The following is a 24054-nucleotide window of genomic DNA, read 5'->3' as shown; positions in this document are numbered from 1 at the left end:
TGTTTAGATAGCGAGGCATATGCCTCGCTATTTTCTTATTTTTCAGAAAATAGCTATTGATTGTTACAAATTAGGCGTATATAATGTTCACGGAAAAAACACATAACTATCACAATAAATACATGTTGATGGTGACAAGGAGGTCATATATGAAGAAAACAAGACGTTTTCTGGCATTGCTTTTAGCAGTGTTTATGCTGGTTACTTCATTTCAGTACAATGATTTGAAAGTATATGCTGAAGAAGCACCAGTGGTAGAAGAAAACATCGAAGAACCTTCCGTGGAAGAAATACCACAGGAAGAACCAGAAACTCCTGTACAGCAGGAGATTCCACCTGTTGCAGAAGGTTCAGAAGAGATTATTAATGAGGAACAGCCAGGGGTGGTTGAAGAAACACCTGCTGAAGATTCTATGGAAGAGGAGCTTCAAGCTGAAGAGCAGGAAGAAGAGCAGGAGATTGTAAATGATGCTGAGTTCATTCTTACTGTTGATGCTAATGGTGGTAAGTTTTATAACGAAGAAACTACATTAACACTTACAGAAGTGACTTCATGGGTTCAAGAACCAATTAGAGAAGGGTATTACTTCGCAGGTTGGTATTTGGATAAAGAATGTAAGCAACCATGTTATGGATGGTCTTTGAATATGCTTGAGTATGACTATAACAAGGATATGCAAATTGCCATAATAGAAAAGTATAATGGTAAAACCATATATGCGAGATGGGCTGAAAAACAATGCACTATTACTTACCATTTTGGAAAAGAAGGTGGCACAGATTCATTAAAAGATAAAGGCTATTATACAAATTATAATAATGAATCAATGCTAGAGTATACAGTGGAAGTGCCTGCAGGTGTAGAATTGAATAATCAATATGCACCACAGGATTATTATGTATGTAATTCTGATTATCATTATGCATTTTCAGGAAAATATTATACCGATTATAATAGAACAAAAGAGTATAAGCTAGGCTCAAAAGTATCAAGTGATTTGGAGCTGTATGTAGGATACGAAAAATGTCGAATTGTAACATTTCATACATGTGGTGGAACACTAGTCAACGAGTATAATAGGCAATTATTTCGCGATGATGATTTGAATTATGTTGGTCAGATAGGAAAAACAAATGCTTTAAATTTGGATGGAATGACAGCCACAAAAGAAGGCTTTAATTTTGGTGGCTGGTATACTGACGAGGCTTACAAATCAGCGGCCGAGAGATACTATAGCGAATGTCAATCTGATTTGGATTTATATGCTAAGTGGGAGAAGAACTGCACAGTAACATTTGATTTAGGAAATGGTACTGCAGTAGCTGGTGATAATTATAGCTTTACTGTTGTGGAAGGAACATCGATTGCGGCAAGCGGATTGTCTGTTCCATCTAATCCAATTGCAAAGGATTCTAATCAGGCATTTGATGGCTGGTATGCGGATGAAAACTTTACACAAAAGGTAGAAAGAAGTGATATAGCAAATGCAACTGTTAATGAAGATATCACATACTATGCAAAGTACTCTGCTGCTTATACTGTAACTTACGATGTAAATGGTGGTTCATTCATAGGACAATCAGGAACAACATATTCAGTAAAGGTTCCTAAGGGCGAAAAGATTGGCGGAAGATATCCTAATGTTGAGTCTAATGAAGACAAGAAGACATTCGCAGGATGGTATATAGACGATAAAGAAGTTACTAACATACCGGAATACGTGGTTACAAAGGACATAACACTTAAAGCCAAATACGATGAGTGTTTTACTATTACATTCCATACTAATCAGGATGGAGTTAAATTTAGCGAAAATAATAGTGACACATTTATAGTTAAGGTTCCAAAGGGAGAAGCTTATAGATATTCTCAAGAAGCTTCCGAGAATGCATCTATTTTTAATGCACCTACTTTGGACATAAAAGAGGTAAATGGTAAGAGGCCTTTAGTGCATCAGAATACATCTACAAGCATCTTGGCTTATTCAACAGCAAGCGATGGTAGTGAAAATCATTATTATTTTAATGACAAATATCATGTTATCAGAACAGTAGATAGTAATTATAAATATGAACAACAGATAAGTGACACAGGTTTTGTACCAACTTCTGATATTGATTTGTATGTAGTATGGGGCGATGTTATTGAAGTTACATATGATGGTAATGGGAAAACATTTGAAGATATCTCACATGGCAATACTAACATAGTAACGGACAATGTAAGTTTAATAGATGATAATAAAAAAGTTGTAGTAAGAACTGCTAAAGGTACATCTTTAAATGATTTAATAGTTGGGAAAAGAATAGCTAATTATTCAGACTCTGAATACTATAGAAATGTAATTGGCTGGTATAAAACAAGCGATTATAAGAATTATGTAAATGAAAAAGAACCATTAATTGAAAATACAACAGTATATGCAAAGTGGCAAGGCGGCAAGGTAACAAAAATTGAATCTGCAGCAGGTTCCAAAATTGTATTTGATGCAGGGGCAGGTTATATAGAGGAAGCAAACAGGCGTACTTTTGAGACCTATTATGATAATAGATATGGCGATGTAGCTGTAGCGTGTCCTATTCCAATGATTAATGATCCAAACAAAGCCTTTATAGGCTGGTACACAGACGAAGCATGTACAAAGCCCTATAAGGCTTCGATAGAGTATTATGTTTATAAACCAAGTTTAGAAGGATATTTGCTTGTTGGAGAAAATTCGGGAGTTTCATATGTCTCTATAACCAGCGAAATAAAGCGACTATATGCGGGTTATGGCCCGGCAAATCATGTGAAACTTGATGCTAATGGTGGGTATTTTGATGCAGATATAAGTCGTGTGAATAATCCGACTGAAGCACAAAAAAGTGAAATGTTGCTTTATGTTAAAGAAGATTATAAAGGACATGGCATCTGCATCTCAGAATACACAGCAAGAGTAAGACGTGATGGAAACAAAGTATTTGCTGGCTGGTATTTAGATAAAGAATGTACACAAAAGGCAGTTACAGAAGCAAAACAAGTTAATAGAGAATTCTATACTCCAAAATCAAGTGAAGTTACATTGTATGCTAAGTGGGAAGATTACAAGGCTACATCATTGAGCCATAATAATCCAAGTACAATGACATTAAAAATCGGACAGAAATACAAGCTAAACTTGAACGTGACACCAAATGATGGAAATGTTAGATGGGTAATTGATGAGGGGTATTCAAACAATACAACGCTTGATACTGCTGTGAAGATTTCAAATGATGGAACGGTTACAGCACTTGCTGCAGGTAGAGCTGTTGTTCATGCAGAGTGTAATGGAGCTCGCACATCTGATATTTCAATTAATGTTTCAAATGCAACTGTAGGTACATCTATTACTTTAGATAAAAGCGAAACAAACTTATTCAGTGGAGAATCAACAACTGTTACAGCTTTAGTAACACCTGAGTCGTCTGCATCTAATGTAAAATGGACAACTAGTGACAAGGATATTGTTGCAGTAGAAGGATTTGGCGACACAGCCACACTTACAGCTGGCACAAAAGAGGGCACAGCTAAAGTAACAGCAACAATTGGTAAGGTTAAGTCTGAAATAACAGTTAATGTTACAAAGCCAATTGAGTTAGATAAAAAAGAATGCACACTTACATCTATGGAAAATGTGAGTGTAACACTTAATACTAAGTTGGCAGATAGCTTAAAGGCTCAAAAGAAAGAGATTACCTGGACTATCAGCGATGAAACAGCATTAAGCAATACATCACTACATGCTACAGGCTTTTATGCAACAAATGCTCAGTTTACTGTAACACCTGATCTTGAGGAAACAAAAGTTGTTACAGTTACAGCATCAATTACAGATGGTGATAAAACATATTCTGATAGTTGCGTAATAACAATTAACCCACAGCTGAAGACTGCATCTCCAGTTGCAAGTATTCCATCAGGAACAGCTGTTAAAAAGGGAACAAAGATATCATTAGCATCTGACACATATCAGTCAGATATTTATTACACAGTAGATGGTAAGGATCCAATTAAATGGGATAAAGAGCTTTATATGGATCCTATCGTTATCAATGAGGATACAACCATTAAAGCTTTCGCAGTCAAGTCTAAGAGAAAAGATAGTGAAATAGTAGAGTTCCACTATACAATTGACACAGCTGATTGGGGCGACATCAAAGATGATGAAACAAAGGCATTGTTTGCTAATGATTCATCAAAGGTTCCAAGTGGAATGTGGTATTTGGTTGGTGATAAGTCCGCGTACTATACAGAAAACGATGTAATTGATTTTGCTAAGACTTATACAGGCAATGCTATTACATTTAATGATGATATTTGTGTATATCAGGGAACTACAAAGCTTGTAGAAAACAAGGATTACACAGTTAGCTACAAGAACAACAAGCTTGCAGCTAAAAATGATGATGCTAAAGCACCAACAGTAAACATTAAGGGTAAGGGTAATTACAAAAATACTGTTAACTTTATGTTTAACATCAATCCTGCATCATTATCAGAGGCGTCTATCGCATCAGATAAAGTTGTAGAGATTAAGAGCGGTTCAAAAACAAAGCTTTCTTCTGTAAAGCCAACTATTATGTTTGCTGGCAAGAAGCTTGCAGAAGGAAAGGACTATGAACTTTTATATTACGGATACACATCTGATAATGAAGTTAGTGAAAATGAAAGAATCGATGCCCCTTCAAAGGAAATCGTAAAAGAAGCAGACCAGAAATATGCAGTAGTAGCAATTGCTAAAGATGGTGGCAACTATGTTGGCGCTGTACCAGGAATGGTTGTGGCAGAATGCTATGACAAGAATACAGAAGTTGCAGTGAGCGGCCTTAAGGTTGTAGATGCAAAGGGCAAAGCTCTTTCTGTTGAATATACAGGTGCAGCTTATTCTGTGCAGACATTATTTGATAATAGCAACGGAAACGAAGTTAAGGCATTTGTAAAGGATGGCAAGAAGGTTCTTGAGTATAATAAGGATTTTATTGTAGATCAAGTTCCAAATGATGAATATGCATCAGCAGGAGTACATACTATCCGTGTTGTTGGTCAGGGGCACTATGTTGGTGAGAAAGAATTCACATTCACAATTACTGGTAAGCAGCTTAACAAAGTTAAGGTTGCTGGTTTATCTACAAGTGTAGAGTATACAGGTTCTGCAATTACATTAAATGACTTATTCAATAAAAATGATAAGACATTAGATGACAAATGGACCGGAGTAACATTATACGAAGTGGACGCTGCAACAAAAGAAAAGGTTGCTCTTGAAGAAGGTAAACACTACACAGTGTCTATGGAGAACACTGGCAAGGTAGGCAAGTTTACACTTAAGTTCACAGGTATCAATGGATACACAGGTGCTATTGTAAAGACAATCAAAGTAACTTCATTCAATATCAAAATTGATGATGGTAATTTGATATATGTAAACATCGCTGATTCGAAGTTCACAACACAGTATACTAAGTCAGGTGCAAAGCCATCTGTTGAAGTAACATTTGATGGCACAGTGTTAAAAGAAGGCGTTGATTACACTATCGCTTACAAGAATAACAAGGCTATTGTTGAGAATGAGAACGCATTGTTGGCATTACCAGCAAGCAAACGTCCAACAGTTAATGTAACAGGAAAAGGCAACTTTGCTGGAAGTATTAATAGATGCTTCTGCATCACAAAGACTGATATTTCAAATGCAGAATTAGTGCTTAAAGATGTAAACTACAATGAAAAGGGTAAGAAGGGATACTTCCTTGCTACACCTACAATAACTGAAAACGGTCAGAAGCTTGCTGTGGGCAAGAACAAAGATGTTGAGGCTATTGCAAAAACAGATTACATTTACACATTTGCAGAAGATACATGGTACGATTCAGTGAGATGTGTTTATGCAGGAACAAAGATTACAGCAGATACTGAGGTTCCAGAAGGTGCATTGATTAAGGTGTCTGTAGTTGTAAAATGTAGTGAAAAGAGCCCTTATAGCTCTGCATCAAATGGTACTGAGCTTGTAGGTTACTACAGAGTTATTGAGAAATCGAAGGATTTATCTCAGTCAAAGTTCAAAGCGACTTTAAAGAATCCATCGAAATTCGTATATGATGATGGAAACGAGGTTATTCCATTGAAGTCGGAAGACATTCTTGTTTACTACATGGAAGGCAAGGAAAAAGTGGAAGTATCGCCAAACGAGTACGAGATAGTTTCTGTTACTAATAACACAAAGATTGGAAAGGCAACAGTCGTTATTAGAGGAAAACATTCTATATTTGGATATGGCGGAATAAAAACAATAACATTTAATATTGGAGCTAAGAGCTTATAATTTAAGGCAGCGGTCGAAAGACCGCTGTTTTTTTGTGAATTTTTTGTTGAACATATTACGTTATAGTATGAGAATTTGCTTGAATATGATAGAATACTATAACAAAATGGGTAAGTATGTGCTAATAGTAGCACTTTGGTTGTATTGATAATAGGTGATATATGAAAGTGAAAACAAGATTACTTAGCCTGCTAATGATTGGAGCGGTTCTCTTTTCTTCTACGGGGGCGCCAGTATTTGCAGCAGAGTTAGATGCAAATGTAGAAGAAGCACAAGAGTTGGTTGAAACAGCGCCAGATGAGACTAGTGATATTGAAATTACAGAGCCTGCTGAGGAACCTATAGAAGAGAATGAAGAGACGACGCAGGAAGAAGTCACACATGAGGAACCGACAGAAAATGTGACTGATAGTAATTCTGAAGAGGGCTCAGAAGAAGATGGCTCTACAGAAGAGGGCGAAGAGAATTCGGAGGAGGCCGAGGAGCCAGAACAGGATACCGAAAAGAGTAATGAAGATGAGCAAGAGTGTATTGTTGGATATAAAGAAATCGATACAATCACAACAGAGTACAAGCTTGCGTTGGAAAGTCTACAGGAGCTTTTTCCAGAATACATCATTGCATATACAAACAAAGATAATGAAATAAAAATTCGTATATATGATTGGGTAGCAATCGATGATTATGATGAATACCTAGGTGAGTATACATTTGAGCCAGTCATCAACACAGAGTATGAAATCGAAGAAGATTTAGCAAATCCGATTCTGACAGTTATTGTCCGGGATGAGTCCGATGGTGCTACAGGATTGGTAGAAGTTGAGTATGGATATGAAGTTCCATCAGTTTCAGAAACAACATCTCGAAAGCTTTTACGTTCTTCGGGTTCATCTGCATCATACAATGGTTATGAAGCAGGCATTCTTCCAGAAATTCGTCATCAAGGAACAGAAGGAGCTTGCTGGGCTTTTGCTGCTATGGCTGCAGTAGAGACTGACCTAATAAAAAAAGGTCAGGCAACAACAGATATTGATTTATCAGAGCTACAGTTGGCATACTTTACTGCTCACGATTATGCTGATCCAACTGGAACACGAACAGATTCATACTCCTATTCAGGTTCCAATTATTTGGATAATGGTGGAAATGAGAATATGGCATCTCAGGCTTTAATGAATAAAGTCGGAGCAGTTTCAGAAGCCTATGTGCCTTATTCAAAAGGCAGTTCATATGTCCCATCTGCAAAGAATGCAGTGAGCAATGATTATGCAGAGGTTACAGATGTTTATCAAATCAATATTGCAGATAGAGATTTGATAAAGCAGGCTATCATGGATCATGGTTCTGTAAGTGCGTCTATCTATGCATCTGAGCAGGATGAATCATCGGGAGCGCCTGTTCACTATAGTGCTACTTACAACTCGTTCTATGGTACTTATGATGCTGTCAATCATGCAGTTGCATTAGTGGGCTGGGATGATAATTTTTCTGCTGACAATTTTTACGAAGGCTGCAAGCCTGAGGGCAACGGTGCTTGGTTGGTTCGTAACAGTTGGGGCTTGGAAAACTATGGTAAAAGCGGTTATTTCTGGCTGTCATATTATGATGCCAGTTTGTTGCATGGTGGTAGCGTTACAGCATATTCATCAACAACAGATATGTATGATAATGTGTTCTCTTATTCTTCATCAGAGTATACAGGCTATCTACGTAGCTCAACTAATGGAGGCAAGATTACAGCCAAAGTTGAGTATTCAATACCAGCAGGACAGTCTATAGAGGCGGTCGCAGTTCAGACATTAAATACTAACGCTACAATCACTGTTTCAGTATCAGATGGCACAAACAGTTCTAGTGGTAGCATGACTAATAAGTGCATAGGTTATTACACTATTCCGTTGGAGTCGCCATTGCAGATTTCCACTGATAGTACAGTGACGTTAACATATACTATCCAGGCTTCTAGTAATGAAGCTCCTAAGCTGCCATATGATTTGAATGGAAGAACATTGGGTGCACTTAATCATAGTGTTAATACAGAAGCAGGATTTACAGTTGATAGGGTCCGTTACACTAATGGCGATGCCAAAGTAAAGCTTTTATCCAATAATTATAATGTAACAACAGGAACAGAGACTCCTGAGCAGACGTTAAATGTAGTTTCTAATAAGATTTACAATTATGCAGGCACACAGAGCCAGATTGAATTGACGGAAGATTCTATTACAACCGATACATCAGCACTAGAATGGACAGTTATAAATGATGCTGTTGCCACAGTTGATGAAAGTGGACTTGTTACAGTGGGCAGCACTAAAGGAACTACTGTTGTACAAGGTACATATACAGTAGGTGGAAAGACATATACAGTAAATGTTTATGTATCTGTAAAACCATACACCATCCAATATGTATTAGGGGATGATGTTTCCTATAGAGTTTTATATAAAACATATTATCCAGGGGATGCAGAACACTGTCAGTTGCCAGAACAGGCAGATATGTCGAGAGATGGGTACAAGCTTGTAGGTTGGTCAACAGTTGAAAACAATTCGGCATATACGATTACTGAATCAACTTTGAATACAACTACTGGAGATTTGACTTTATATCCTATATGGTCTGCATATGCAATTAAAATAAAATACTATGAGCCAAAGAGTGATTTGTTATCTTTTTCAACTACGACACATATTGTAAAGACGCAAATAAAAATAAGCGACGTTCCATATAGTTTGCCATTAGATGGAAGTGAGTGTTACACGAACCCTAACAACTATTTGGATTCGGCTGATGCAGATTTACCTATTCAATTCTGGTCTACAGATGCAGAGGGAAAGCATCCAGTATCACAGATTACTGCGGACTATTTCAAGGCATCAAAGAGTACATCAGTTTACGGGCAGTATAAGATTACAACCGATATTTATCTTTATCCTCAGTACAAACCTTGCTACACCGTTACATTCGATGCAAATGGGGGACAGGTGGATACGGATTCTACCGACGTTATTGTAGGAAGAATATATGGAGATTTGCCTGAACCTACGCGAGAACACTTTGAGTTTGCTGGATGGCACTTAAACTCTTTAAAGGGCGAGGCAATCACAGAAGATGCCCTTGTTCAGTACGATGGAAACCATACTCTCGTGGCTAGTTGGAAGCCTGTTATTTGGATTGATGGAGTAGAGAGCTCTTATACATATACAGGTAAAGGCATACAGCCTGATTTTAGAGTCTATGATGGAAATACATTGCTTACAAATAAGGTAGATTACACTTATTCATATAGCAACAATGTAAACGCAGGAACCGCAAAGAATCCTGTGGCAAAGCTTGTTGTTAAAGGCAAGGGCAACTACAGTGGCACTTATGTAAAGGAATATGAAATCACTCCAAAGGCAATTTCAGATTCTACAGTGACCGTGAGTTTTAAAAGCGGAGATTTGTACAAGCAGGGCAAAGCTGTAGTTAAGCCGGCAATTATTGTAAAGGATAATAGAAACGGAAAACTGGTCGCTTTAGAAAATAAAAAGCAGTACACAATAAAATATTGTGATTATGATGAAAGCGCTAAGGAGTTAAAAGATGAATTGACCGCATCAGCAGGGCGTAAGGCTGTGGTTATTTCCGGAATTGGAAATTATGAGGGCGTTAGCAAGGTGCTTTATTATCGCGTAGCCCCTGCCAACAAGTATTTGAATAGTGCAAAATTTGCTATTGATATTTCAAAAGTAAAATGCGATGGTACAGACCAGACTGACAATATAAAGATATCAGTTACAGCAAGTGGCGAAGTGATAGATGCAGAATATTACACAACTAAAATAGAGTATTTATCAATGCCAGCCACAGTTTTGGAATATCAGTATTTCGACAAAATCTATTCTCCAGGAAAGTACAGGGTTACTTTGACAGGAGACGATGAACATTGTTTTGGAACAATCGCTAAGACAATTACGATTCCTGGTGGTATCACTATCAATAAAAAGTGGGATAACTCTTTCAAGGCACAGTTTGAATATAGTAATTCAGATGATGACTTGATAGGAGATGTTAAGACTCAGAATTATAGTTTTACATACAAGGGTGAGTCACTTTCTGAAGGAACTGATTATGTAGTTGTTCGAGCAAATGGTTCTGAAATTGGTAGCTACAGAGATATAGTATATGGAATTGGCGCGTACATAGGTAAGCTCACATATGACTATAAAATTGTAGGAACGCCAATTGCAAAGAAGAATGCAAAATTAACATTTGCCGGCACGGGAAAATATAATAATCAATTCGAATATAAGAATGATGCATTTTCTATTGAAGACCTAGGAATCACATTTACTTATGCTGGTTCTGAATTGAGGCTGGATAAAGATTACAAGGTAATATTGCCAAAAGATGTTACATCAGTTGGAAAGAAGCGTGTGATTATCCAGGGAATTGGTGCCTACACTGGCAAGCTTACCTACGATAATGCATTTGAGATAACGAAGTTCGATGTGGATGCTGATCAGGCTAAATCTGAAGGCAAGGTATTAGAGTTTAAACTTGAGCATAATTCTGTTGATTATGTAAAAGGTGGAGTTAAGCAGGTTCCTATAATTACATTTAATGGTGAGCCATTAGAGAGCAATTATGTGAGCAAGAACTTCAAAATAGAATATAGCAGCAATTTTGCCAGGGCAAAAACATTTGATGAAGATTATGTCACTATCAAGATTACGCCTAAGAACTACTATAAAGGCGCGGCTATTAAAAATGAAAACTTGCAATATACTATCAAAAAGACTGATTTGGGTACTACTACATGGACAGTAGCGGATAGGGTTTATGCTAAAAAGAGCGGAATTTATAAGAGCACGCCGGTCCTTTATGATGCAGCAAATGGTAAAAAGCTAGTTGCTGGAACAGACTACGATAAGATAAAAGCCAGCGATTACACATACGAAGATGGTACTGAAATCGGAAGCAAGCCTATAGAGGTAGGTGATGTAATAAAGCTTACCCTCACAGCCAAAGAAAAAGGCTCTTACGCAGGACGACAAGTAGTGCAATATCGTATCGTAAAAGGAAACTTGGCCTCATCAAAGATAGCAATTGCAAAGGACAGTGAATTAAGCAATAATTTGGATTTCTCAGGTCAGGATGTTTCAATTGATGAATCGGATTTTAAGATAACCATTGGAAAAGATGTATTGACACCATCCACAGACTATGTGATTGCGGACTACACCGTTCGGCCTAATAACCGAAAGGTAACTGTGACCATAGAAGGTAATGGTGATTATTCAGGCGTAACAAAGTATACATTTACAATGAGGGGGAGATTGATGAAATGAGATTTAAGTATTTTTAGAGTTATATTGGAGTTATTTGATAAATGAAAAAGAGTAATAGAATAATAAGTTTTGTATTGGCAATGTTTCTTGCCTTTTCCTCGTTAGATTTAACCGTCTATGCAGAAGAACCAGTGGTTCAGGACGAGGAAATAGTAAAAGAGGAAGAACCGGCAGAAAGTGATGCCCAACAGGGAGGGGATGAAGAGCAAACAGAAACAGAAGGAGCAGGGAAAACAACAGAACCGGAAGAATCAGTTGAACAAGGTGAACAGGTTGAAAATCCTTCTGAAGAAAGTACATCTGAAGAATCGCAGTCAGATGAACTAACTGAAAATGAAGAAGAAACTGAAGAAGAGTTAGTAGAGGAAGCTGAAAGTGATGAGATTGTCAGCTTTGATGAATTAGAAACTATTCATACAGAGTATAAGTTGGCTCTTACAAGCTTGGAGAAGCAGTTTCCGGAATATGTAGTAGCTAATATTGGAAAAGAAAAAGTAAAAATCCGTATATACGATTGGGTTCCTGTGGATGATTACGATGATACTTTAGGTACATATACCTTCGAGCCAGTTATTAATACCGATTACAAGATTTCTAAGGATGCTAAAACACCTACACTTATAGTTGAGGTAGATGATGAGACATCGGGACCAACAGGTTATATAGATACTGATGAAGGATATGATGTGCCATCAGTTGGAAAAATAACAAGTGACATGGTTAGCGCTGGTGTCCAAGACGCAAAGTTTGATGGCTATGCAGCAGGATACTTACCAGAGATTCGTGACCAGGGTGCAGAAGGTGCGTGTTGGTCCTTTTCAGCCATGGCATCTATCGAAGCAGATTTGATAAAAAACAGTGGCGAAAGCAGAAGTATTGATTTATCAGAACTTCAGCTAGCTTATTACACCACATTTGGTTACGTTGATCCTAAAAATTGTCATAACAATGACACTTATTCCTATACAGGCGAGGCTGGCAAATGGCTAGATAATGGTGGAAATGTTTCAATCGCTTCCGAGGCTCTTATGAACAAGGTCGGTCCGGTAAAAGAAGAGTATGTTCCATATCAGCTTGGAAATAGTGCACAGCCAGATTCTAAATATGCTGTTAGCAAAGATTATGCGGAAGTCACTGATGTTTATAAAATCAGTCTAAATGACAAAGCATTAATCAAGCAGGCGATTTTGGATCATGGCGCAGTTAGTGCTTCATTTTGGGCAGAGACAGGTGAATATCAAAGTGGAGCAGTTGTTAGATATAGTGCTACATACAATTCATTCTATGGCACAATGTCACGCACAAATCATGCCGTTGCTATTGTAGGATGGGATGACAATTTCTCAAAGGACAATTTCTACAGTAGTTGCAAGCCTAGTGGCGATGGAGCATGGCTAGTTAGAAATAGCTGGGGGCTGGATGACTATGGAAAAAATGGGTACTTTTGGCTTTCTTATTATGATGCAGGACTTTTATCAAGCAAGAATGTAACAGCTTTTTCAGTGTCAAAGAATATATATGACAATGTTTATGCTTATGCGACTAGTAATAATACTTATGGCTATGATAACGATGGCGCAAATCAGATTGAATATTATACAACATACAAGGTATCTGCAGGTGAATCTGTCGAGGCAGTAGCTGTGGAAATTATGGATGCAAATGCTTCTGTTAAGGTTACTGTTTCTGACGGGAAAAATAGTAGTTCGGGACAGAAGACATATACAACAGCGGGTATTTATACCATCCCTCTTTCGTCAGCATTAAACATTTCGAAAGATAGCGAAGTTACTGTCACAGTGAAGATAAGTGTACCGACAGGAAAAGTAGCCCATGCTGTATGTGAAGCTGCTGGTGTGGCTGTCGGTGATATTGAACATAGAATTCAGTCGGATAAAGGCTTTGTGATAAAAGGTGATAGAAACACACGTTGTTCTAGCGATGCATGTGTAAAACTATTTACGAACAATACAACTAGTCAATCGGTGCCAGGAAAGCTTTCAGTAGAAAATGGCAGAATTAAAGACCTTCCAGGAACAACACATGAAATAAAGTTGTCAACAGGCTCAGTAACTGAAGATGTATCTGCTATAAATTGGTCAGTTAATGATTCAGGTGTTGCTACAGTAAGTTCTGATGGAGTTATCACCATTGGAAAAAAGAAAGGAACTACCGCGGTAACTGGAACATACACAGATGCTTCCGGTAATGAATATGAAGTAAGCATATCAGTAACAGTTAAGCCTTATTCAATCACATATGTTTTAGATGATGATGTGATAATGACTAAATCTTATAAGACATATTATACTGACTCTGTAGAGGATTGTAATTTACCAACAAATACTATCGCAATTAAGAAGGGCTATTATTTAGCTGGCTGGTACAGTGATGCAGAGTTAACCCAAGAAATTTTTGGTTGGGAAAATGTTAATGGTGCTAAGCAAAATGACGGAGCTAAAAAGCTTAGTGAATGTACAGGAAATCTTACTGTTTATCCTAAATGGCAAAAGATGGCTTATTATGTAGGAATGGTAGAGCCTAATAGTGATTTGACAGGGTTTACAACTAGCACAAATCAAATATGCAAATACCTGAAAATAGATGATTTGCCATATACTTTACCAACTGCGGAAGAAGCTTATACTAATCCAAATAATTATGTTGGAAGTACTGGCAAAGCTTTTATGTATTGGTCTTTAGATGAAGCTGGAAATAATCCAATTACGGAAATAACAGTAGATAATCTACCATATACATACAGAGAAGATTTAAATTGCTATAGTTTGGGCTCGAGCATCTACGTTTATCCTCAATATGGAGAAGCAGAAGAATGTACAGTCATATTTGACCCAAATGGTGGTACATGTGATATCGAAAGTAAAGTTGTCAAAAATGCTGGTAAGTATGGAACATTACCAACACCGACCAGAGAAGGTTATAAATTCGAGGGCTGGAGAGTCAACTCTGAAACTGGCAGTAGTGTAACTGAATCGTCAATTGTATCTGTTGCATCTAATCATACATTGGTAGCAAAGTGGAGCGCTAATCGATATACGGTTACTTATGATTTCAATGGAGGCTCAGGCTATGCGTCAAGTAAATCTGTATATTATGGAAGTAAGTATCCAACACTAATCACTCCTACTAAAACAGGTTATACTTTCGAAGGATGGCATTTAAATAATGTAGATGGAGAATTAATTGAGTCTACATCAATTGTGAGTATTGCAGCTGACCATACATTAGTAGCAAAGTGGAAAATAAAAGATTACACACTTTCATTTAATGCCAATGGAGGGGAAGTAACTACTACAAGTAAGAAGGTGGCTTATAACTCGGCATATGGAGAATTACCAGTGCCAACTCGTGCAGGATATAGCTTTGATGGATGGTATACATCCACATATTCTGGAACAAAAGTTACAGAAGAAACTGTAATGAATCGAGATAGTGATGTCACAGTGTACGCTCGTTGGAGTGCAGGCACTTACACAGTCACATTCGATGCTAATGGTGGTGAGTGTGGTACTGATAGTAAGAGTGTTACATATAACAGTACATATGGTACTTTGCCAACACCAACAAGAGAGGGATATAAATTCGAAGGCTGGTATACATCAGCAGATGCTGGAACTAAGGTTACAAGTACAACCAGCGTGACCCAGACAGAGAATCATAGTTTGTATGCCCATTGGACCGGAATGCAATATAAGGTAACTTTTGATAGTGGATCTGTTTCTTCGATATTTGTTACATATGGAAAAGAGTATGCGGGATTACCAACTCCTAAAAGAACAGGTTATACATTTACTGGCTGGCATTTAGGAGCGGCAGATGGAGAATTAATAACAACATCTACTATTGTGGAGACAGCAAGTAATCATAAGTTGGTGGCTACTTGGAAAGCTAATGAATATACAATTACATTTAATCCTAATGGGGATAATGTGCAATTAGAAATTAATTCTAAGACTGTAGAATATGACCAAACTTATGGAGCGTTGCCAACACCAACTAGAGTGGGCTATACATTTGCAGGATGGTATACAACGGTAACTGCGGGTACTCATATTACTTCAGAGTCAATGTGTTATTTAACAAGTAATCAGAAGTTGTACGCTCATTGGAAGGCAAAAGTAGTTCAGATATCTTTCGATGCAAATGGTGGAACAATTGGAAGTACGAGCACAAATGTTACTTTTGGTCAAACATATGGATATTTGAAACCTCCATATAGACCTGGCTACACATTTGCAAATTGGCATCTTAATACTGTTGATGGAGAGGTGATAACCGGATCTTCTATAGTTGATACAGCAGAAGATCATACTATTGTGGCTGAGTGGAAAGCAAACAGTTATACGGTTACATTCCATGCCAATGGTGGAACGTTAGACACAACTTCTAAGGAAGTGAAATTTGGAGATAAATTAGGAACTCTTCCGGTGCCAGTAAAAGAAGGCTACACATTTGTGGCATGGCATAATGGTTATACAGAGTCAGATCCAGTAATTGATGAAAATACAATCGTAAATTCAACATCAGACTTATATGTTTATGCTGAGTGGAAAGTAAACAGTTATACAGTAAACTTTGATGCTAATGGTGGACAAGTTGATATGACTTCGAAAGAGGTTACATTTGACTCGGCCTATGGTGAACTTCCAACACCTACCAAGAATAATTATTTATTTGAGGGATGGCATTTGGATAATGTAGATGGCGAAAAAGTATACGATTCAACTTCAGTAACCAGAAGTTCAAACCATACATTAGTGGCAAATTGGTTACGAGATGGATATGATATTACATTTGATGCTACTTATGGAAGCTTTGGAATCGATGAGAGTTCTAATGCTATTAAAACTGAGACAATAGTACTGAAGAAAGGTGACATGTATGGCAAGTATGGTGAATTCCCAGTGCCTACATGCAAAGGTAAGTACTTAGTAGGCTGGTATACAGACAATGGAGTTTGGACACACGAGATTACACCTGAAAGTGTTTTCTTGTTATCGGAAAACCAGACAATTTACGCACGTTGGGAAAATATGCAAAAGGTTGCAAAGCCAGAAGTAAGCGTTGCATATACATATGGAGATGATGAGGAAACAGTTGGAATAGGCTCGACAGTATGTGCATCTTCAGCTACAAATGGAGCGAAAGTATTCTATACTACTGAGGCTAACTTAGATGGTTTAGTGGATTGTACTAGCAGCGATATCACATTAAATGAGGTCGCAACATATACGTACTATTTCGTTGCTAAAAAAGATAATTGGGAAGATAGTGATGTAGTAAGCAAGACATTTACAGTTGTAGAGATGCCATCGGGAATTCTAGAAGAGGATTTGGATGAGTACATTGCGTTAGGCAAACCTGAAGGAATTTGGATTGCAGGACTGGCAGATAGTTATGAATACAAGGGGGCAGCCTATGTATTCACTCCAGATACAGATTTCAGAGTATATGATGGAACTCAGTTATTAAAGAATAAGACAGATTACGCATATGCTATTAAAGGTAATACTAATGCCGGAAATATGACAATTACTATTACTGGAAAAGGCAATTATAGCGGTACATATGCTAAGACTATCAAGATTACTCCAAAGGATTTAGATGCTTGCACTAAGATGCTACAAAATGGAGCTTATTACGTTCAAGCAAAGTCATTAGTTAAACCGGCAGTAATAGTAACAGATTTCAGAAATGGTGCTAACGTAATTCTTGCAAACAAGAAGGACTACACCATTGAATACAGCGAGTATAGTACTCCAAGTACAATTACATCACCTGATGGCAATCAGATAACAACAGAGGTTGTTGCCTTGACAAAGAATCCTGGATTAAAACAGGTGGTTATTAAGGGAAAAGGCAATTATAAAGGCATTGCAGTATTGAACTACACTACTCAATCGAAGGATGAGTATACAGCGCCTATAAAACTCACAGCCAAGAATCTTACAATCCCTGGTTTTGAAAAGAAGTTGATTTGGAAAATAGGTGAAAATAATCAGGATTATTCAGTTGTAAAATGTAATGGAGTTGAACTTAAGGAAGGCCAGGATTACAGACTAGTTCGTTCAAATCGCACAGCGCTAGGAAAGGCGACTGACACAATCTATGGCATTGGAAAATATGCTGGTAGTGTAAGCTATGGTTATCAGATAGTTACAGCTGCTACATTGACAGCAAAGAATACAAAGATTGAAATAGGAAATAAATCGTTTGTATTTAAAAACGAGGCTATAGAAGCTTCTGAATTGGACGTAAGTGTTAAGCTGGTCGACAATGATGGAAATGAGACATCTCTTGATTTAGGGGAAGACTTTGAGGTAGTAATGCCAAAAGATTCAACTAATGTAGGAAAGAAAGTTATTACTATAAAAGGTATTAACAAGTATGCAGGAAGTTTCCAACCAAAGGAACAGTTTGAGATAACCAAGGCTGATACATCTGAAATTGAAGTAGTATATGATGAAAATGTTTCATATATAAAGAATGGTGTAAAGCAAACACCTAAGCTTATCTTCAATGGGGCAGAATTGAATGATGCCCAGATTAAAGCAAACTTTACACTAAAATGGACTGGCAAAACCGATGCTTTGTCGAATGTAACATTTACCGCAGTTCCAAAGAACAATTTTAATGGAGATAGTATTAGCGTTGAGTATTCTATCAATGCTAAGGATATTTCCGAAATTACAAATGTTACTTGCGCGGACATAGTTGCAAGTTCAAAAGCGGGGGCATATAAGTCTGTACCGGTGTTGACAGATTCTAACGGCAAAAAACTTGTAGCAGGAAAAGATTATAAAAAACTTACTGACGATGAATATACATATGAGGATGCTACAACCGTACAGGTCAAGGAAGGCAAGAAACTTGTCTCAGTAAAAAGAATGGCAGGCGACACAGTACAGAAAACAGATATCATACCAGCAGGAACTAGTATAAATGTAAAGATAACTGGAATTGGTAATTATGATGAGTCAATGATTGTAAACTATAAAGTTATAGCTGGAGACTTATCTAAGGCTACAATTACAATTAATCCAAATGGTACTTTGAAGAATGGTACAAACTATACAGGTAAAGCACAATTAATTGATAAAGATTCGAATATAACTACAGTAAAAATAGGAAAAACTGAGTTGAGTGCACAGGACTATCGAATTGCAGGTTATAAGAATAATCTTAAGAAAGGCAAAGCAACTATAATATTAGAAGGTATAGGAAACTATGGTGGTTCATTATCTTATACATTTAATATTAATGCGAAGTCTATGAGTTATAAGCTTTCATATGTAGTACCAGAACAGACCATTAACGGAGAAAAATTGGTGACTAAGGGTACGATGGCTGTTACACAAAGTGGTAATGGGGTATTTACGTTACCACAACCATCATTCAAGGTTGATTCAAAGAAATATGTATTTGAGGGATGGTATACAGATCCTGAGTTTACAGAAAAGCTTGGAGTCAAAGGAACAAAAATCGATGCATCGGGTTATATAGAGCCAAGTCAAACTCTTACAATCTATGCTAAATACGTAAAAAAGAATAAATAAAAGCGAAAGAGCAAGGCCTTGGCCTTGCTCTTTCCTGCTTTGAGATTTTAATTACAATCGAATTAATGGACTGTAAATACAATTAGTGTTATAAAATCTGAATTTATTGACAGTAAGCGTATTGAGTTAGTATAATCTTGAATCGTGGCAAATGTTATGGTTTTTGGATAGATTTTAAAGATTTGTTCACAATTAACGTTACTAAACATGTCGATATAAATGATATAGATACTAATGTACTTAGGTAGAAAGAAATTTGGAGGTAGTACAAATGAACAAGCTTAGCAGGCAATTTTTAGCTATGCTCGTGACGGTAATAGTTGCGTTTCAGTCGGTTCAAATGCAGGTATATGCAGCTGGAATTGACGACACAACTTTGACTCAGAATGTTGAGGAAGAGGAACAGGAACAAACTATTCTTAATGAGGAAAATGAAGAGGAAGCGGAAGAGGAAGAATCCGAAGAATCATCAGACGATTCAGAACCAGCAGATACTTCTCAAAGTGAAGTAGAGCAACCTACTGGTACAGAAGAGACTGTCACAGAAGAACCTACAAATGGTGAGGTGACAGAGGAACAGACTGAAGAGCAAACAGAAGAGGAATCCGCGGAAGAATCTGAGGAAGATTTGGAAGAGGTTGAGGAAGAAGAGGAAGAGGAACTTCTTAATGCTGCAGACGAAGATTCATTCACTATTTCTGCAAACGGAACTTTAACTGCTTTTGTTCCTGGTTCGACTTTTAATGGTACTGTTGAAATCCCTGAGGGGGCAGAATCTATTGATGTTAATTGTTTCTCAGGCTTATCAGCTGGCGATAAGGCGAAGATTACAACAGTGATTTTCCCGGAGTCACTTTCAGTGATTCCAGATGGTGCATTTGCGGGTTGTACAAATATTTCAAGTATTGAGTTTAAATGTACATCATCACTTAGTGTGACAGGTAAAGCTTTTAGCGATTGTGCACTTACAGATATAAAGATTGCAGAAGGCATTTCGTCTTTACCATCAAAGTTTATGAGTGAAGCTGGCTACGGTCCTAATGCAACAGTGCATATTCCTGCTTCAGTTAGAAAAATTGAAAAAAGTGCTTTTGAAGCGTATGGCACTACATATACTATTGCTAACTTGGATTTTGCAAGTGGAAGTAGATTAAGATCAATTGCAACAGATGCATTTCAGAATTGTACATCCATTGCTTCAATTTCATTTCCAGAGACACTGGAAGGAATTGGTAATTATTCATTCTTAGGATGTACAAAGCTTGCAAGCGTAAGCTTTGGAGACAATAGTGCACTTACAACTATTGGAACAGAGGCTTTTTATAATTGTACTTCTCTTACATCAATTACTATTCCAGAGAATGTTACAGTAATTCATGATGAAGCTTTTAGAAATTCTGGATTAACCACGCTAGTAGTTAATAGCACAAAGCTTTCTTCAGAATATGGATATATATTTACTGGATGTAAAATTTCTTCTGTTATTTTACCTGAAGGAATGACAACTGTTCCAAAGATTTTCTATCATGCAGGATTTGCAAGTGGTACAACAATCACTATTCCAGCATCAGTAACAAAGATTGCTGATTATGCATTTAATGCTTCTAATATTTATGGTATTGAGTTTGAAGGAGATGCAGTTACATCAATTGGTACCTGTGCATTCGAAGATTGCTCTAACTTAACTAACATTGTGTTACCTAGCAAGCTTAAATCATTAGGTTCTGGAGCATTTAAGAGTTGTTCATCATTGAAGTCAATTGTAATACCTGACACAATGACCAGTGTTCCAAGTCATGCGTTTGAATGGTGTACAAGTGCGTCTAGCATAACAATCGGTTCGAAGGTTTCTTCAATCGGCGCATATGCTTTTATGGGATGTACTAGCGTTAGGGAATTAACTATCCCTAATAATGTTACAAGCCTAGGAAAAGCTGCTTTTGATAGATGTAGCAGTGTAAGAAAGCTTACAGTATCATCTAATGTAACATCTTTGCCATATAGAGCCCTTGGACATATGTCCAGCCTTGATGAGCTATATCTGGGAGACAATATCGTAAGTGTGGTAAATGGAGCAGAGTATGGATTGGAAGGAACAGATCAGTCATCATTAGATATTTATATTACAAGCACATCAACGAAAACATATGCTGCTTTAAAGGTGGCAATTTCAAAAGGATGGCTTAGTAAGAATCAGATTATTTTTTCAACAAAGCTTGGCTATCAATTGAACGGAGGCTCAGCTGTTGGAACATATCCATCAAGCTATGTAAATGATGAGGGAAGTTCTTCGAATATTCTTTTGCATCATCCAGTGAAGGAAGGATATGTATTTGCAGGCTGGTATTTGGATGCAAAGTTTACCAAGCCAATTGGAAGAAATAACACATCATATTCTTATATACCTATTAGTTCATTAACAGGCAAGGCTACACTTTATGCAAAGTGGGTTGGCCCAACATTTTATGATGTTACTCTTGATGCAGCAGGTGGAACAGTTGCCTATAGCACAATTAGAGTTGCCCTTAATGGAAAATATGGCGAGCACGACAGCATAACATCGTTTGGTTTGCCAACAGTAACAGCACCAGCCAATAAGATATTTATTGGATGGTTTGATGAGAACAATGAATTAGTAACAGACAGTACAGTTGTTAAGGCAACTGCAGCTGGACAGACACTTAAGGCAAAATATAAATCAACTGTAACAGAAGTTGAAACTCCAGAAATAAATGCAGTTGGTTATGGCGTACTTAGCGATGGAGATGAAGTGCAAACTGGCACAAAATTATATCTCACTTCAGAAACATCAGGAGCTAGTATTTCTTACACAATTACTGATTCTAGCTCGAACACATATAAAGAAGGTGTATACTCTTCAAACATTGCGTTGGCTGAAGAAGGTACATATACAATAAAAGCTACAGCATCATTAGATGGTGTTGACAGTGCGGAGGCTACAGTGTCAGTAACAGTAGTTGATGCATCAGCTCCAAATGGTTATACAAGCGATAAGGCAAATGCATTGTGGGTTCAGTACAAGAACACTGCAGAGTGGGATGAGTCATCTGTTAAGACTATATACACAGGTGCAGCAGTCAAGTTCGTTAATGGCGATGATTATGTAGTTTATTATGGCAAGACTGAGTTAGTGGAAGGAACAGATTATACAGTTTCTTATGCTAATAACACAAAAGTAGCTGATTATGATGCTAAAAATGCAAAGGGCACAAGCATTGCTCCTACAATGACAATAAAGGGCAAAGGAAGTATTTCTGGAAGCAAAGAATATTGTTTTGGCATAACTGCTCAGTCAGCAAATGCGATTAAACTCACATCATCTAATGTAAAAATTGCATTAGACAACACAAGCTTAGTATATGATGGTACAGAAAAAGAGCCAGCATTAACAATTACTTATACAAAGACTGGAGAAACTGTTCCAGCTAGTGAGTATAGTGTTACATACATGAACAATGTAAAGGTAGGTACAGCTACTGCAACAATTACCTTTGACGGTTCAAATTACTATGGTAGCGTAGCTAAGACTTACAAGATTACAGCACTCAACTTGAATCAGGCTAATACATCAGGCGGTACTGCAATAGAGATTCAAAAGGCTGCTGCAGTCCCTTACAACAAAACAGATTTGAGCGGTCTTACTTCAATAACACTTGTATCAACAGGAAAAACACTTGTTGAAAAGACGGATTACACAAAGAAAATCACAACAAAGACGGACAAGACAACAGGCGTTATAACAGCTACAATGACTCTTACAGGTAAGGGAAATTATGCTGGTACAACATCATTTACTTATGAGATAACTAAAGTTGATATAGATACACTCAATGTGACTAACTTACTTCCAGCTATCTATACTGGAAAGAAGAATGTTTATCAGCCAGTTACTTATTCAGTTGTAGATGGAACTGCAACATTAAAGAAAAATACTGATTACACAGTTATATCATTTGAAGTTAAGCAACCTGGAGAGGCAGACTTTGAGCCAGCTAATTCTAAGACAGTTTATGCTGCAGGTTCTGAAGTTAGAATGATTCTCACAGGCAAGGGTTACTACACAGGAACAAAATCAGTAGACTATTCAATAGCTGCTTCTTATGATTTAACAGATGCAAATATTGTAAGCATAACAGCTTCAAATGTAACATACAGTGGTAAAGCTAATTCATACATACCAAAGGTTACTGCCATGAACCTGTATACTGGCAAAGCACTTGGCGGTGGAAATTATGTATTAGAGAATTATAGATATGCTAATGAAACTGTAGTTACAAGAGTTGTTAATAAAAAGACTGTATATGAAGTTGTTGATGCCGGAACAGCGGTTAACAAGACCGATATTATTCCGGCAGGAACATATATCTACGTTGATATAACAGGAAAGGGTTCATATTCAGGAACAGTAACACGCAAATACAAAGTTATCTACGATATGTCAAAAGCAACAATCAATGTAGCTAACCAGACATACACAGGACATTATATTGTGCCTGAAAAAGCAGATATTACTGTAAAGATTGGCTCAACTGTACTTAGCGCAAATGACTACGAAATCGTATCATGCACAAACAATATAAAAGCCGGTACAGCAAAGGTTACAATCAAAGGCAATGGAGCATTTACAGGAACAAAGACTGTGAAGTTTAAGATAGTTGCGAAGAAGTTGTAGATTTATGGAGGGGCAGCCAAGATGGCTGCCCCTTATGATTTATATATGGAAAAACAAAAGACTTGCTAAAGAATGGCAAGTCTTTCGCTGTGATGCGCAAGCATCAA

At 37.3% G+C, this 24054-nt stretch carries 4 protein-coding genes; all 4 read left to right on the top strand.

Annotation, left to right across the window (positions count from 1 at the left end):
- Window positions 1–149 precede the first annotated feature (149 nt).
- A complete protein-coding gene (locus CRN97_RS06905) occupies window positions 150–6341 on the top strand; it encodes an InlB B-repeat-containing protein (RefSeq protein WP_179670699.1) in 6192 nt (2063 codons plus the stop codon).
- Window positions 6342–6502: 161 nt separating this feature from the next.
- Window positions 6503–11677 (top strand): C1 family peptidase, encoded by a 5175-nt coding sequence (locus tag CRN97_RS06900; protein ID WP_097076342.1) that lies wholly within the window; start codon window positions 6503–6505, stop codon window positions 11675–11677.
- Between the two features lie 41 nt (window positions 11678–11718).
- Window positions 11719–19254 carry an InlB B-repeat-containing protein gene (locus CRN97_RS06895; RefSeq protein ID WP_097076341.1) on the top strand — a complete coding sequence of 2512 codons (7536 nt, stop codon included), beginning with the start codon at window positions 11719–11721 and terminating at the stop codon, window positions 19252–19254.
- A 271-nt stretch (window positions 19255–19525) separates the two neighbouring features.
- Window positions 19526–23947, top strand: coding sequence for a leucine-rich repeat protein (locus CRN97_RS06890; RefSeq protein WP_097076340.1), 4422 nt, complete (start codon window positions 19526–19528; stop codon window positions 23945–23947).
- The last annotated feature ends 107 nt before the right edge of the window (window positions 23948–24054 follow it).

Origin of the sequence: Pseudobutyrivibrio ruminis DSM 9787 (genome assembly GCF_900218035.1) — a bacterium.
GTDB lineage: Bacteria > Bacillota > Clostridia > Lachnospirales > Lachnospiraceae > Pseudobutyrivibrio > Pseudobutyrivibrio ruminis.
The sequence above is the reverse complement of the archived record's forward strand: the minus strand, read 5'-3'. Positions and strand labels throughout refer to the sequence as shown.

Excerpts from the sequence above, each read along its gene's own strand:
- CRN97_RS06905 (WP_179670699.1), top strand. The coding sequence starts at position 150 with ATGAAGAAAACAAGACGTTTTCTGGCATTGCTTTTAGCAGTGTTTATG.
- CRN97_RS06900 (WP_097076342.1), top strand. The coding sequence starts at position 6,503 with ATGAAAGTGAAAACAAGATTACTTAGCCTGCTAATGATTGGAGCGGTT.
- CRN97_RS06895 (WP_097076341.1), top strand. The coding sequence starts at position 11,719 with ATGAAAAAGAGTAATAGAATAATAAGTTTTGTATTGGCAATGTTTCTT.
- CRN97_RS06890 (WP_097076340.1), top strand. The coding sequence starts at position 19,526 with ATGAACAAGCTTAGCAGGCAATTTTTAGCTATGCTCGTGACGGTAATA.